Annotated in this window: 12 protein-coding genes and 1 pseudogene; 12 read left to right on the plus strand and 1 reads right to left on the minus strand. The window is 59.9% G+C overall.

All coding sequences use genetic code 11. The annotated features are described in order from the left end of the window. Nucleotides 1-8: 8 nt before the first annotated feature. From FZ934_RS06255 to FZ934_RS06310, 12 genes and pseudogenes are all read left to right on the plus strand, one after another. Nucleotides 9-1,616 (plus strand): ABC transporter ATP-binding protein, encoded by a 1,608-nt coding sequence (locus FZ934_RS06255; protein WP_153270352.1) that lies wholly within the window; start codon nucleotides 9-11, stop codon nucleotides 1,614-1,616. Then, nucleotides 1,606-2,691 carry an ABC transporter permease gene (locus tag FZ934_RS06260; RefSeq protein WP_153270353.1) on the plus strand — a complete coding sequence of 362 codons (1,086 nt, stop codon included), beginning with the start codon at nucleotides 1,606-1,608 and terminating at the stop codon, nucleotides 2,689-2,691. Before FZ934_RS06255 ends, FZ934_RS06260 begins: the two co-directional genes overlap by 11 nt. Beyond that, a complete protein-coding gene (locus FZ934_RS06265) occupies nucleotides 2,688-3,608 on the plus strand; it encodes an ABC transporter permease (RefSeq protein WP_153270354.1) in 921 nt (306 codons plus the stop codon). The genes FZ934_RS06260 and FZ934_RS06265 overlap by 4 nt, the downstream gene beginning before the upstream one ends. Nucleotides 3,609-3,658: 50 nt before the next feature. Next, on the plus strand, nucleotides 3,659-4,732 hold the full coding sequence (locus tag FZ934_RS06270) for a BMP family ABC transporter substrate-binding protein (protein WP_153270355.1): 1,074 nt from the start codon (nucleotides 3,659-3,661) through the stop codon (nucleotides 4,730-4,732). A 148-nt stretch (nucleotides 4,733-4,880) separates the two neighbouring features. Next, nucleotides 4,881-5,843 (plus strand): galactofuranose ABC transporter, galactofuranose-binding protein YtfQ, encoded by a 963-nt coding sequence (gene ytfQ, locus FZ934_RS06275; protein ID WP_153270356.1) that lies wholly within the window; start codon nucleotides 4,881-4,883, stop codon nucleotides 5,841-5,843. Nucleotides 5,844-5,960: 117 nt separating this feature from the next. Continuing rightward, the gene (gene ytfR / locus FZ934_RS06280; protein WP_153270357.1) at nucleotides 5,961-7,484 is read left to right on the plus strand and encodes a galactofuranose ABC transporter, ATP-binding protein YtfR; all 1,524 of its coding nucleotides are present in this window, start codon (nucleotides 5,961-5,963) and stop codon (nucleotides 7,482-7,484) included. Continuing rightward, the gene (locus FZ934_RS06285) at nucleotides 7,481-8,497 is read left to right on the plus strand and encodes an ABC transporter permease (RefSeq protein WP_153270358.1); all 1,017 of its coding nucleotides are present in this window, start codon (nucleotides 7,481-7,483) and stop codon (nucleotides 8,495-8,497) included. The genes ytfR and FZ934_RS06285 overlap by 4 nt, the downstream gene beginning before the upstream one ends. Next, a complete protein-coding gene (gene yjfF / locus FZ934_RS06290) occupies nucleotides 8,494-9,462 on the plus strand; it encodes a galactofuranose ABC transporter, permease protein YjfF (protein WP_153270359.1) in 969 nt (322 codons plus the stop codon). The genes FZ934_RS06285 and yjfF overlap by 4 nt, the downstream gene beginning before the upstream one ends. Nucleotides 9,463-9,488: 26 nt before the next feature. After that, nucleotides 9,489-10,229 (plus strand): FadR/GntR family transcriptional regulator, encoded by a 741-nt coding sequence (locus FZ934_RS06295; RefSeq protein WP_432443611.1) that lies wholly within the window; start codon nucleotides 9,489-9,491, stop codon nucleotides 10,227-10,229. 83 nt (nucleotides 10,230-10,312) lie between these two features. Further along, on the plus strand, nucleotides 10,313-11,674 hold the full coding sequence (glmU, locus tag FZ934_RS06300) for a bifunctional UDP-N-acetylglucosamine diphosphorylase/glucosamine-1-phosphate N-acetyltransferase GlmU (RefSeq protein WP_153270361.1): 1,362 nt from the start codon (nucleotides 10,313-10,315) through the stop codon (nucleotides 11,672-11,674). Between the two features lie 105 nt (nucleotides 11,675-11,779). Beyond that, on the plus strand, nucleotides 11,780-13,606 hold the full coding sequence (gene glmS / locus FZ934_RS06305) for a glutamine--fructose-6-phosphate transaminase (isomerizing) (RefSeq protein WP_153270362.1): 1,827 nt from the start codon (nucleotides 11,780-11,782) through the stop codon (nucleotides 13,604-13,606). Nucleotides 13,607-13,721: 115 nt separating this feature from the next. Then, a pseudogene (locus tag FZ934_RS06310) lies at nucleotides 13,722-14,425 on the plus strand (DUF502 domain-containing protein). A gap of 9 nt (nucleotides 14,426-14,434) precedes the next feature. On the opposite strand, the gene FZ934_RS06315 reads toward FZ934_RS06310, so the two are convergent. Beyond that, nucleotides 14,435-14,929 (minus strand): peptide deformylase, encoded by a 495-nt coding sequence (locus FZ934_RS06315; protein WP_153270363.1) that lies wholly within the window; start codon nucleotides 14,927-14,929, stop codon nucleotides 14,435-14,437. Nucleotides 14,930-14,985 lie beyond the last annotated feature (56 nt).

Here is a 14,985-nt window from a genome sequence, read left to right on the forward strand (position 1 = left end):
GATCCTGAATGGGCAGGTCGGCAGAGGGAAATGAGGGGAACGTGTCGTCATCGACTGTGCCGGCTTCCGGTGCGTTACTGTCGGTCCAGAAGCTGACAAAGCTGTTTGGCAGCTTCGCCGCCTGTAACCACATCGACCTTAATATCGCACCCGGCGAAATTCATGCTCTCCTTGGCGAGAACGGCGCTGGTAAATCGACATTGGTGAAGATGCTTTTCGGGGTTCTCGAACCGACCGAAGGTCAGATCCTTTGGGATGGGCGTCCGGTCTCGATCGGATCACCCGGCGACGCCCGCAAGCTCGGGATCGGCATGGTTTTCCAGCACTTCTCGCTCTTTGAAGCGCTGACGGTGGCCGAGAACATCGCCCTTTCGCTCGACGACAGCATTCCGATCAGCAGGATTGCCGAGGAGGCCAAGTCGCTGTCGCGGGCATACGGCCTCCCACTAGACCCTCATGCCCACGTCGCTGATCTTTCGGTCGGTGAGCGCCAGCGCATCGAGATCGTGCGAGCCCTGCTGCAGAACCCGAAGCTCATCATCCTCGACGAACCGACCTCGGTGCTGACACCGCAAGAAGCCGACAGGCTCTTCGAAACGCTGTTCAAGCTGAAGTCCGAGGGGCGCTCGGTACTCTACATCAGCCACCGCCTTGAGGAAGTTCAGCGCATCTGCGATCGCGCCACGGTGCTTCGACACGGCAAGGTCACGGGCGCTTGCGACCCGCGACAGGAGACACCTGCGTCGCTCGCCCGCATGATGGTCGGCAGCGATGTCGCAACCGTCAGCCATCCCGAGCGTGGCAACAAGGGCGACGTCCAGCTCCTCGTATCGAAGCTCTCTGTCGCGCCGCGTACCCCCTTCGCCATGCCGTTGAAAGACGTGTCGCTTGCGGTACGCTCAGGGGAAATCCTGGCGATCGCAGGCGTTGCCGGGAATGGACAGGGCGAGCTTTTCGATGCGCTGTCGGGGGAGTATCCGGTTTCAAATCCGGACGCCGTCAAGATCCGTAGCAAGTCCGTCGGCACGCAGGGTATCACCGCACGCCGCCTGCTCGGTGCCGGTTTCGTGCCCGAGGAACGGCACGGGCATGCCGCGGTGTCTGCCATGAAGCTCTCCGACAATCTCGTGCTGGCGCGCAGCCAGTCGGATCGGAAGGCGTTTCTAGGGGGCGGCCTTCTCAAAGTCATTCGCCGCGGTGCCGTCAAGAATGCGACGAAGCGCATTTCGGACGAAATGGATGTCCGCAAGAGCGGTGAAGATCCGGCCGCGGGCTCACTGTCCGGCGGCAACCTTCAGAAGTTCATCGTCGGGCGCGAGCTCGATCGCGAACCGGCTGTGCTTGTGGTCAATCAGCCCACCTGGGGCGTCGATGCCGGAGCGGCAAGCCGTATCAGACAGGCTCTCGTGGATCTCGCCCGCAGAGGGTCGGCGGTCGTCGTCATCAGTCAGGACCTCGACGAGATATTCGAGGTCGCTACAGAGATTGCAGTCATATCGGAAGGTCGCCTGTCACAGCCGTTTGCAGCGGGCGAACTGTCGCGTGAAAAAATCGGCCTCCTGATGGGCGGTCTGCATGAAAGCAAGACCGCATCGGAGGCGGCCAATGCGTATTGAACTCGAACGGCGTCCGCAGGCCTCCAAGCTCTATGGATTTGTTTCGCCGCTGCTGGCGTTGGTGCTGACGCTCGCTGCCGGCGCGATCATGTTCGTCATTCTCGGCAAGGATCCTGTGGAGGCGCTGGACGCATTCTTCCTGGAGCCGCTGCTGGAAGTCTGGTCGCTGCATGAGCTCGCCGTAAAGGCGGCGCCGCTGATCATGATCGGCGTCGGTCTCGCGGTCTGCTATCGCTCGAACAACTGGAATATCGGCGCCGAGGGCCAGTTTACCGTCGGTGCGATCACCGGCTCCATTCTGCCGATCCTGTTCACCGAGTGGCATTCGCCAATGGTACTGCCGCTGATGCTGATCATGGGTGCGATCGGTGGCGCGCTCTTTGCGGCGATACCGGCACTGCTCAAGGCACACTTCAACACCAACGAAATCCTGACGAGCCTGATGCTCGTCTACATCGCACAGCTGTTTCTCGACTGGCTTATCCGTGGGTCATGGCGAAATCCGGAAGGGTTCAACTTTCCGGAAAGTGTTCCCTTCGGTCCGGAAGCGACACTGCCGGCGATCTGGGAAGAGTCCGGACGAGCGCACTGGGCGTTTGTCTTCGCGATCGTCGCTGCCATCCTCGCCTGGTTTATGCTGAAATACACGCTGCGTGGATTTGAGATCGTCGTGCTTGGGCAGTCCGAGCGGGCAGGGCGCTTTGCCGGTTTCTCGTCCAAGAAGATGATCTGGTTCAGCTTTCTGTTCTCGGGTGCTTTGGCCGGTCTCGCCGGCATTTCCGAGGTCTCCGGTTCCATCGGTCACCTCCAGCCTGCGATTTCGCCTGGCTATGGCTTCACGGCAATCATCGTGGCCTTTCTGGGTCGCTTGAACCCCTTGGGTATCATCGCATCGGGACTGGTGTTGGCGCTGACATATCTTGGCGGCGAGGCGGCACAGCTGTCGATCGGCGTATCGGATAAGGTGACGCGCGTGTTTCAGGGGCTGCTGCTGTTCTTTGTCCTCTCGTGCGACACGCTGATCTACTACAAGATCCGCATTGTCTGGTCGCGCGTTCGCGGAGGCGCGGTATGAGCATCTTCGAAGCCATCCTCCTGACAGTCATCACGGCGTCCACGCCGCTGGTCATCGCAGCACTCGGCGAACTCGTCACCGAACGCTCCGGCGTGCTGAACCTCGGTGTCGAGGGAATGATGATCATGGGGGCAGTTGCCGCATTCGCCGGCGCACAGCTCAGCGGCTCGCCATATGTCGGACTTCTGGCCGGCATTGCCATGGGCGCTCTCTTCTCCCTGCTGTTCGGTTTTCTGACCCTGACACTGGTTGCCAACCAGGTGGCGACCGGTCTTGCCCTTACCATTCTCGGCCTCGGCGTTTCCGGCATGTTGGGTGAAGGCTATGTCAGCGTTCCCGGCGTCCGTCTGACGCCGATCGTTGTGCCCTACCTGTCGGATATTCCGCTGATCGGCTCCGTGCTCTTCCGCCAGGACCTGACATTCTACTTGTCGCTCGCGCTATTGTTCGGCGTCAGCTGGTTCCTCTTCCGCAGCCGCGCCGGCCTGAAGCTTCGCGCCATCGGCGACAGCCACGGCTCCGCGCATGCGCTTGGCATCAACGTCATTCGCACCCGCTATCTGGCTGTGATGTTCGGGGGCGCGTGCGCCGGTCTGGCCGGTGCCCAGCTTTCGCTGGTCTATACGCCGCAATGGGTGGAGAACATGTCGTCCGGGCGTGGCTGGATCACCTTGGCGCTCGTCGTCTTTGCCTCATGGCGCCCGTGGCGTGTTTTCGCCGGCGGTTATCTCTTCGGCGCGGTGACGATCCTGCAGCTGCACGCGCAGGCGTTCGGTGTTGGAATACCGGCACAGTTCCTGTCGATGCTGCCTTACGCGGCGACTATTGTGGTTCTTGTCATCATTTCTCATAATCGCCGCACGACGTTGATCAACACGCCTGCGTCGCTGGGAAAGCCTTTCGTCCCGGAACGTTAAACAGAAAAATGAGACGGGCTTCCGGAAACTTCAAACCAACAGGGGTTATCATGAAAAAACTAGCACTTGCATTTGCCGCTTCGGCAGCTGCTGTTCTCAGCGTTGGCACTGGCGCGCAGGCAGCCGACAAGACGAAGGTCTGTTTCGTTTACGTCGGATCTCACACGGACGGCGGCTACTCGCAGGCTCACGACCGCGGCCGCCAGCAGATCCAGGAAGAGTTCGGCGACAAGATCGAGACCTCCTACCTCGAAAACGTTCCTGAAGGCCCTGACGCCGAGCGCGCCATCGAGCGTCTTGCCCGCTCGGGCTGCAAGCTGATCTTCTCCACCTCGTTCGGCTTCATGGACGCGACCGTGAAGGTTGCGGCGAAGTTCCCGAAGGTGAAGTTCGAGCACGGCACCGGTTACAAGTCCGGCCCGAACCTCGCGACCTATAACTCACGCTTCTACGAAGGGCGCTACATTCTCGGCCAGATCGCTGCCAAGACGTCGAAGAACCACGGCGCTGCCTACATCGCATCCTTCCCGATTCCTGAGGTCGTGATGGGCATCAACGCGTTCGAGCAGGGCGCCAAGTCGATCGATCCGAGCTTCAAGCTCAAGGTCATCTGGGTCAACACCTGGTTCGACCCGGGCAAGGAAGCCGATGCCGCCAAGGCCATGGTTGACCAGGGCGTGGACGTTCTGACGCAGCACACCGACACGACGGCGCCGATGCAGGTTGCCGAAGAGCGCGGCATTCACGCCTTCGGCCAGGCTTCCGACATGATCGCGGCCGGCCCGAAGGCTCAGCTGACGGCGATCGTCGATACCTGGGGCAACTACTACTCCAAGCGCGTACATGCGCTTCTGGACGGCACCTGGAAGTCCGAGCAGAGCTGGGACGGCCTGAAGGACGGCATCCTCAAGATGGCCGACTACACCAACATGCCTGACGACGTGAAGAAGATGGCTCAGGACACCGAAGCCAAGATCAAGTCGGGCGAGCTACATCCGTTCACCGGCCCGATCAACAAGCAGGACGGTACGCCCTGGCTGAAGGCCGGCGAGAAGGCCGACGACAAGACGCTCCTCGGCATGAACTTCTACGTTGAAGGCGTTGACGACAAGCTGCCGAAGTGAGCTGCTGACGTTTATTCGCAGATGCGAAAGGGCGCCCCGTTTCGGGCGCCTTTTTTGTTGCGATGCATACCATAAAGTGCATTTACAAAAGTAATACTATATGATTTTCCTTGTGTGTGCCGCGAGGAGGCGGCTTTGGGAGGAAATCATGAAATTGAAGACTGCACTCTTGAGTGCCACGATTCTTGCTGCCTGCATGTTCGGTTCAGCGTCGGCTGCCGAACTCGTCGTCGGCTTCTCGCAGATCGGTTCTGAATCCGGCTGGCGTGCTGCCGAAACGACGGTCACCAAGGAAGAGGCCAAGAAGCGCGGCATCGACCTGAAGTTTGCCGATGCCCAGCAGAAGCAGGAAAACCAGATCAAGGCCATCCGTTCCTTCATCGCGCAGGGCGTCAATGCGATCCTGCTCGCTCCCGTGGTCGAAACCGGCTGGGATGCGGTTCTGAAGGAAGCCAAGGAAGCCGATATTCCGGTCATCCTGCTCGACCGCACGATCAAGGCGCCTGAGGATCTCTACCTCACCGCCGTAACGTCGGATCAGGTGCATGAAGGCAAGGTTGCCGGCGACTGGCTCGTGAAGACGGTCGGCGACAAGGCATGCAACGTCGTCGAGCTTCAGGGCACCACCGGTTCGTCCCCGGCGATCGCCCGCAAGAAGGGCTTCGAGGAAGCCATTGCAGGCAAGTCCAACTTCAAGATCGTTCGCAGCCAGACCGGCGACTTCACCCGTACCAAGGGTAAGGAAGTCATGGAAAGCTTCCTGAAGGCCGAGAACGGCGGCAAGGACATCTGCGCTCTCTACGCCCATAACGACGACATGGCTGTTGGCGGCATTCAGGCGATCAAGGAAGCTGGTCTGAAGCCGGGCAAGGACATCCTCGTCGTCTCGATCGACTCCGTTCCTGATATCTTCAAGGCAATGGAAGCCGGTGAGGCCAATGCAACGGTCGAGCTGACGCCGAACATGGCCGGCCCGGCATTCGACGCGCTCGACGCCTACCTGAAGGACAAGAAGGCGCCGCCGAAGTGGATTCAGACGGAATCGAAGCTCTACACCCAGGCTGATGACCCGAAGAAGGTCTATGAGTCCAAGAAGGGCCTCGGCTACTGATCTGACATAGGAACCGCACCGGTCAGTCATGGACCGGTGCGGAACTGCCGCGCAAGGCCGGGCATCATGTCCGACAGCTACGCGACAAGACAGTCATTATCAGGAAAAGCCGCCTTCATGATTCACGATTTTGAGAACGTGCTCGTGGCGTCCGGGATGTCCAAATTCTTCCCCGGCGCTGTCGCGCTAAACAAGGTCGACTTCACGCTACGAAAGGGTGAAGTACATGCCCTGCTCGGCGAGAACGGCGCGGGCAAGTCGACGCTGATCAAATGCATGACCGGTGCCTACCATCGCGATGAAGGCAGCCTGATGCTTGATGGTGCGGAGATCGATCCGAGCAACACGCTCGCTGCCCAGAAGCTCGGTATCGGCACGGTCTATCAGGAGGTCAACCTCCTTCCCAATCTCAGCGTTGCCGAAAATCTCTTCCTTGGGCGCCAGCCGCGGCGCTTCGGGATGATCGACACGGCAGCGATGAACCGCCAGGCGCGCATGCTTCTGGAAGAATACGGTCTCGATATCGATGTCTCTGCGCAGCTTGATCGCTTTTCCGTCGCGGTCCAGCAGGTCGTCGCGATAGCGCGAGCCGTAGACCTTTCCGGCAAGGTTCTCATTCTGGACGAGCCGACCGCCAGCCTCGATACGCATGAGGTTGCGATGTTGTTCCGCATCGTAAACGACTTGAGGAAGCGCGGGCTAGGAATTGTTTTCATTACGCATTTTATAGAACAGGTTTACGAGATCAGTGACCGGATAACGGTCCTGCGCAATGGTCGCCTGGTGGGAACGCGCGACACCGCAGATCTGCCGCGGCAAAGTCTGATCGAGATGATGCTTGGCCACGAACTGGCCCATGCCGAGGCCGCCGCCAAGGAGAGGACGATCGCTGCCGGGCCGGTGAAGTACAGCTTCGAGGGCTACGGTAAGCGCGGCAAGGTCCGGCCGTTCGATCTTGAGGTTCGCGTCGGCGAAGTGGTCGGCGTTGCGGGCCTTCTCGGCTCGGGCCGAACCGAAACCGCCGAGCTGATGTTCGGGATAGAGAGTGCCGATAGCGGCACCGCCAGGATCGACGGCAAGACCGTGTCGCTGTCGAGCCCAAGAGCCGCCATCCGCAACGGTTTCGGGTTCTGCCCCGAGGACCGGAAGACGGATGGGATCATCGGCGACCTGTCGATACGGGAAAACATCGCATTGGCGCTGCAGGCCCGCCGCGGCTGGGCGCGACCTCTGTCACGCAGCGAGCAGAACCAGCTCGCAGACCGCTATATCAAGGCTCTCGATATCCGCACCACCGACCGCGAGAAGCCGATCCGGCTTCTGTCCGGGGGCAACCAGCAGAAGGCCATCCTTGCACGCTGGCTGGCGACCAATCCTGACTTTCTGATCCTGGATGAGCCCACGCGCGGCATCGACGTCGGTGCACACGCGGAGATCATCCGCCTGATCGAGCAACTTTGTGAAAAGGGCATGTCGCTGATCGTGATTTCATCGGAATTAGAAGAGCTTGTGGCTTACAGTTCACGTGTCTTGGTACTCCGGGACCGCGAGCATGTGGCCGAACTGGCCGGCGAGAAGGTAACCACGGCAGGCATCGTGCAGGCGATCGCCGCGGCCGACAAGAAGGCGGAGGACGCATGACCTCGTCCCAGCACGCCCTCTTGATACGCCTTGCCCCGCAGTTGATTGCGCTTGCGGTCATTCTTCTGTTGAATTTCATAATGTTCCCGCAGTTTTTTAACGTTACAATTCAGAACGGACGCTTTTACGGCAGTCTGATCGACGTGTTGAACCGCGGCGCACCGGTTGCTTTGCTGGCGATCGGAATGACGCTGGTCATTGCGACCAAAGGCATCGACCTGTCTGTCGGCGCGGTGATCGCGATCTGCGGCGCGGTTGCGGCATCGTCCATCGTGTCGGGCAATTCGCTGGCCTGGACATTGATCGTGACGCTGCTGGTCGGTCTCGCCTGCGGTGCGTGGAACGGCTTTCTTGTTTCTATTCTCAACATCCAGCCGATCATTGCGACCCTGGTTCTCATGGTTGCCGGGCGCGGCATCGCGCAGCTGATCACCGAAGGCGTCATCATGACCTTCAACGATGACGGGCTGATCTTCTTCGGAAGCGGTTCGTTCGCCTTCATGCCGATGCCGGTCGTCATCTGGCTGGTCGTCGGTATACTGGTGACGCTGCTGGTCCGTCGTACGGCGCTCGGCATGCTGATAGAGGCGACGGGCATCAATCGGCGGGCAAGCAGACTGTCGGGTGTGCGGACGCCGGTCTTGCTTATGGCTGTTTATGTGGTCAGCGGCCTGTGTGCCGCGATCGCCGGGATCATCGTCGCTGCTGATATCAAGGGCGCCGATGCCAACAATGCCGGCCTCTGGCTGGAACTGGATGCGATCCTCGCCGTGGTCGTCGGCGGCAACTCGCTGCTCGGTGGCCGGTTCAGCATTGTCGGGTCGTTGATCGGCGCGATGATCATTCAGGCGGTGAACACGGGCATTCTGCTCTCCGGCTTCCCGCCTGAATTCAACCTCATCATCAAGGCCGTGATCGTCCTTGTCATTCTGGTGATCCAGTCGCCGGCAGTCCAATCGGCCGCGGTCTTCCTGCGGCGTCGACCGAGCCTCCGGGAGGAGCTTCAGAAATGAACTCGAAGTATCTGCCGCTGATGGCGACGATCGTCATATTCGTGCTGTCCTACGTCGTCTGCACCCTGCAATATCCGAGCATGCTGTCCACACGCGTGATCGGCAATCTGCTGACGGACAATGCATTTCTGGGCATTGCCGCTGTGGGCATGACATTCGTGATCATTTCGGGAGGCATCGACCTCTCGATTGGTTCGGTGATTGCTTTCACCGGCGTTTTCCTCGCTGTCATTCTCCAGAACACCACGATCCACCCGCTTGTCGCCTTCGTCCTGGTGTTGATCATCACGACCGCTTTCGGCGCGGCCATGGGAGCGGTCATCCACTATCTGCAGATGCCGGCCTTCATCGTGACGCTGGCGGGCATGTTCCTGGCGCGCGGCATGGCGTTCGTGCTTTCGATCGACAGCATTCCGATCAATCACGACTATTACAACACGCTATCAGGCCTCTACTACAAGCTGCCCGGCGGCGGTCGGCTGACGTTGATCGGCGGCGTGATGATCCTTGTGTTTGCCGCAGGCATCTTCCTGGCTCATCGCACGCGTTTCGGAGCGAACGTCTATGCGCTTGGTGGCGGGGTACAGACGGCGCAGCTGATGGGAGTTCCGGTTGCCCGGACGACGATCCAGATCTACGCTCTGTCAGGTTTCCTGGCCGGGCTATCGGGAATCGTTTTTTCTCTCTATACGTCCGCCGGCTATTCTCTGGCGGCGGTTGGTGTCGAGCTTGACGCCATTGCCGCAGTGGTGATCGGGGGAACACTGCTGACGGGGGGCGCAGGATTTGTGGCGGGGACCTTCGTCGGACTTTTGATACAGGGGCTCATTCAGACGTACATCACTTTCGACGGCACGCTGTCGAGCTGGTGGACCAAGATACTGATCGGCCTTCTGCTTTTTGCATTCATCCTTATGCAGAAAGGCATCCTGTTTCTGTCTGGGTCCAACAAGAGGTACGCCTGAGGGGGAGGTAGTGTTTGCGTAACCGAATGCTTGATACGGGCAAGTTGGCGAGACGATCGCGCACGAGCCATGCGCAGGTTGTGGACGAACTGGGCAGGGCAATCGTCGGCGGAATTTATTCCGTAGGGACCATTCTACCCGGCGATGCCGAGCTTGCCCAGCGGTTCAAGGTCTCGCGAACCGTTCTGCGTGAGACCATGAAGACGCTTGCCGCGAAAGGCATGATCGTCGCCAAGGCGCGCGTCGGCACCCGGGTTACCGAAAAGAATCAGTGGAACATGTTCGATAGCGAGGTGATCGCCTGGCACTTCGACAACGGCGTCACTGAAGAGTTCCTGCTGCAACTCTACGACATTCGACTGGCGGTCGAACCTTTCGCTGCCGGCCTTGCCGCCGAACGTGCGAGCCGAAGCGAGATCGCCAATCTCGGGACGCTCGCGATGGAAATGGCGGAGCCCGGGCATACGTCCGAAAGCCTCGCGCTGGCAGACCTTCGCTTCCACCTGGCGATCGCTGATGCCGCGCACAATCCCTTCATGCACACGCTCGGCAGTCTGATCGAAGCGGCCCTTGTCGGCATGTTCCGCATCAGCACGCCGCCGTCCGAGAACGGCTTCTCGAATATCGCGGAAACCCACATGCGTATCGTCAACGCGATCGGTGGTGGAAATGTGCACGGTGCACGCGCGGCGATGGAAGCTGTGATCATAGACGGGCGCGATCACGTGCGCGAGGCATATGCACTTGATGATACGGTCCCGGCCTGACATCCATTTTTGATCTTTGTTCGGAATTGGTCTTGCTGCTATGAGGCAGGAACCTAGCCGAAACGGATTCTTGGAGCCGGACCATGGAACGCACTTGTCTTGCCGTCATTCTCGCTGCCGGTGACAGCACGCGAATGAAATCGTCGAAGTCGAAGGTGCTTCACCCGGTCGCGAACCGACCGATGATCGCCCATGTCGTCGATGCGGTGGCAAAGAGCGATATATCGTCCGTGGCGCTCGTCGTCGGGCGGAACGCCGACGAGGTTGTGAATGCCGCCAGCGTCGATGGCGTCGCGATCGAAGCCTATTTGCAGAAAGAGCGCCTTGGAACCGGCCACGCCGTGCTTGCCGCCCGCGAGGCAATTGCGCGTGGCTATGACGATATCGTCGTTACCTACGGGGATGTGCCGCTGCAGACCGACGGTCCGTTGAAGGCTGCCCGCCGGCATCTGGCCGAAGGTAGCGATATCGTTGTCATCGGTTTTCATACGAACCGCCCGACGGGCTACGGTCGTCTGCTGGTCAAGGACGGCGAGCTGATCGCGATCCGCGAGGAAAAGGACGCGACCGACGCCGAGCGCGCGGTGACGTGGTGCAACAGCGGCCTGATGGCGATCAATGGCCGCAAGGCGCTGGATCTGCTTTCTCGGATCGGCAACAGCAATGCCAAGGGCGAGTACTATCTGACCGATCTCGTGGAGATCGCCCGTTCGCTGGGTGGACGCGTAACGGCCGTCGATGCGCCCGAGGTCGAGATGACCGGGTGTAACAACCGCGCCGAGCTGGCCGTGATCGAACGACTGTGGCAGGAACGCCGGCGCCACGAGTTGATGATCTCGGGCGTAAGCATGATCGCACCCGAAACCGTATTCTTGTCCTACGATACCGTCATCGGCCAGGACGCGCTGATCGAGCCGAACGTTGTGTTCGGGCCCGGCGTCGTCATCGACGGTGGCGCTGTCATTCACGCCTTCAGCCATATCGAGGGAGCGCATGTCAGCACTGGCGCGACTGTCGGTCCGTTCGCCCGCCTGCGACCAGGCGCAAATCTGGCGGAAGGCTCCAAGGTCGGCAATTTCTGCGAGGTCAAGAACGGTGAGATCGGCGCAGGGGCCAAAGTCAACCATCTGACCTATATCGGTGATGCTAAGATCGGCGCCGGCGCGAATATCGGCGCGGGAACCATCACCTGCAACTACGACGGCGTCAACAAGAGCGAGACCCTGATCGGAGCCAATGCTTTCATCGGTTCCAATTCATCTCTGGTGGCGCCTGTCAGCGTCGGCGACAACGCCTATGTCGCTTCCGGCAGTGTCATTACCGCTGATGTTCCCGCTGACGCACTGGCCTTCGGACGTGCTCGCCAGGAAGTGAAGCCCGGGCGGGCAACTGCGCTCCGAGAACGGGCGCTTGCGCTCAAGGCTGCAAGAAAGACGAAAAGCTGACGTCTTTCATAACGGGCGGAAACTGAAAGTGACCGCCCGGCCAATTGAGAAAAAAGAGAAAATTGTTACGACTGCCGTCCGAAACGGAAGGCTCTGGGGGTTCGCATGTGCGGAATAGTTGGAATCGTTGGAAATAGCCCGGTTGCGGCGCGTCTGGTCGATGCGTTGAAGCGACTCGAATACCGGGGCTACGATTCCGCCGGTGTTGCCACAATTCACGATGGCCGCATGGACCGCCGCCGCGCGGAAGGCAAACTGTTCAATCTCGAGAAGAGGCTCGATAGCGAGCCGCTGCCTGGCACAATCGGCATTGCCCACACGCGTTGGGCGACACATGGCGTGCCGAACGAAACCAACGCGCATCCGCATTTCGTGCAGGGCGTTGCCGTCGTTCATAATGGTATCATCGAAAACTTCTCCGAACTCCGCGACGAACTGACGGCGGAGGGCGCTGTCTTCGAAACACAGACCGACACCGAAGTCGTCGCCCATCTGATGGCGAAGTATCTGCGCGAAGGATTGGCACCGCGCGATGCCATGCAGAAGATGCTGAACCGGGTCACCGGCGCCTATGCGCTGGCTGTCATGCTGCAGAATGACCCCGGCACGATCATGGCCGCCCGTTCGGGCCCGCCGCTTGCCGTTGGTTACGGCAAGGGGGAGATGTTCCTCGGTTCGGATGCGATCGCGCTTTCGCCGTTCACCAACGAGATCACATATCTCGTCGACGGCGATTGGGCGGTGATCACCAGGGACAGCGTCTCCATTCTGGATTTCGCTGGCAATGACGTGGTCCGGCCGCGACAGATCTCCCAGACCACGGCGTTCGTCGTCGACAAGGGCAACCATCGCCATTTCATGGAGAAGGAGATCTACGAACAGCCGGAAGTGATCTCGCATGCGCTGAGCCACTATGTGGACTTCGCAAGCAACACGATCAGCGCCAATGCGGCAGCGATCGACTTCAAGGCTGCCACGGGTCTTGCGATTTCCGCCTGCGGTACGGCATATCTGGCCGGTCTGGTCGGCAAATACTGGTTCGAGCTTTATGCTCGCCTGCCTGTCGAGATCGACGTTGCCTCGGAGTTCCGCTACCGCGAGATGCCGTTGTCGCCGACACAGGCCGCGCTTTTCATCTCTCAGTCCGGCGAGACGGCCGACACGCTCGCATCGCTCCGCTACTGCAAGGACAACGGCCTGAAGATCGGAGCAGTCGTAAACGTCAGGGAATCGACCATAGCGCGCGAATCCGACGCTATCTTCCCGATCATGGCCGGACCGGAAATCGGCGTGGCGTCCACCAAGGCGTTTACCTGCCAGCTTGCCGTGCTTGCATCGCTGGCGCTCGGTGCCGGCAAGGCGAGGGGCTTGATCGATACCGCGCAAGAAAAGGAATTCGTACGCCACCTCGCGGAGATGCCGCGTATCATGAGCCGCGTCCTCAACGAGATCCAGCCGCAGATGGAAAGCCTGTCGAGAGAGCTTTCGAAATGCCGTGACGTTCTCTATCTCGGTCGCGGAACGAGCTTCCCGCTCGCGATGGAAGGAGCGTTGAAGCTCAAGGAGATCTCCTACATTCACGCGGAAGGCTATGCCGCAGGAGAACTCAAGCACGGGCCGATCGCTCTGATCGACGAGAACATGCCAGTCATCGTGATCGCGCCGTACGACCGTTTCTTCGAAAAGACCGTCTCCAACATGCAGGAGGTCGCCGCGCGCGGCGGGCGGATCATCTTCATCACGGACGAGGCAGGCGCAGCAGCCTCGAAGCTGCCGACAATGGCAACGATCGTCCTTCCGAACGTCGATGAGATCATCGCCCCGATGATCTTCTCGCTGCCCATCCAGCTGCTGGCCTATCATACGGCGGTTTTCATGGGCACGGACGTCGATCAGCCGCGCAATCTGGCGAAGTCGGTCACGGTCGAGTGAGGATTGGTCTGCGGACTTGTGCGGGGCGGCGAATTCTGGCAGCCTCGCGGAGGAAAGCACCGGAGGCACTGATTTCCGATTTGCCGTTAGGCTCAAAGGAGTTCGTCAGCAAGCAATGACGGAAAAAATGCCCCGTTTGTCGATCGCCACGCGCATCAGAAACAACTTTCTGGCCGGCCTGATTATTTGCGCGCCGATCGCCATTACCCTGTGGCTGACATGGTCGGTCGTTCGGTGGGCGGATAGCTGGGTAAAGCCCTATCTCCCCGCGCGCTATGACCCCGACAACTATCTGAATTTCGCGGTTCCCGGATCCGGACTGCTGATCGCATTGGTGATCATCACTCTTATCGGGTTTCTAGGAAAGAATCTGATCGGTCAGTCGATCGTCCAGTTCAGTGAGTCCCTGGTAAGACGCGTCCCCCTGGTGCGCGTCATCTACAAGAGCGTGAAGCAGATCTTTGAAACGGTGCTGAAAGAACGCAGCAACTCGTTCAAGAAGGTCGGCCTGATCGAGTACCCGAGCGCGGGCCTCTGGTCTCTGGTATTCGTCGCAACGGATGCCAAGGGGAAATTGCTTCGAAGTTCAACGCGATGGGCCATGACATGGTCAGCGTGTTCCTTCCGCCTACGCCGGTGCCGACGGCCGGTTTCCTGATCTTCGTGCCGCGTGAAAAGATCGTCTTTCTCGACATGTCACCCGAAGACGCCGCAAAGCTCCTGATTTCTGGCGGACTGGTGACGCCGGAGGAGCTTGCGTCTCGAATATCCAAGAGCGACAAGCCGCGCGCACCGCGCCCTGCGCCTATAGAGATGTAACGGCCAGCCTCAGTCGCCGGACTTTTCCCATTTCTTAATAAGCCGGTCGCGCTTCAACTTGGACAAGCGCTGGAGCCAGAAGATTCCATCGAGCTGGTCCGTCTCATGCTGGATACAGACAGAAAGAAAGCCGTCTGCGGTCTCTTCGTGCGCTACCCCCGAGAGATCCTGATAGCGAAACCGTATCGACTTTGGCCGAACGACCTCTTCAGTCGCGCCCGGCATGGATACGCTGCCTTCGGTTTGCCGGACGGTCTCCTCGGAAGACCAGAGGATCTCAGGGTTGACGTATACGCGTATCCCGTCTTCGCGGTTGAGCTCAATGACCGTCAGCCGCTGAAAGACGCCGATGTGCGCGGCGGTAATACCGACGCCGGGAGCCGCGCGCATCGTGTCGAGCAGATCCGTCGAAAGGGCGCTGAGATCGTCGTGGAATTCGGTAACAGGCGCGCAAGCCGTCCGGAGACCGACATGGGGGAAGCGCAGGATAGGGCGGACGGGCACTGCGAAAATATCTCCAGATTCTCGATGCGGCGGAAACTATCTGGGGCAAGAGGAAT

The organism is Rhizobium grahamii (assembly GCF_009498215.1).
Classification (GTDB): domain Bacteria; phylum Pseudomonadota; class Alphaproteobacteria; order Rhizobiales; family Rhizobiaceae; genus Rhizobium; species Rhizobium grahamii_A.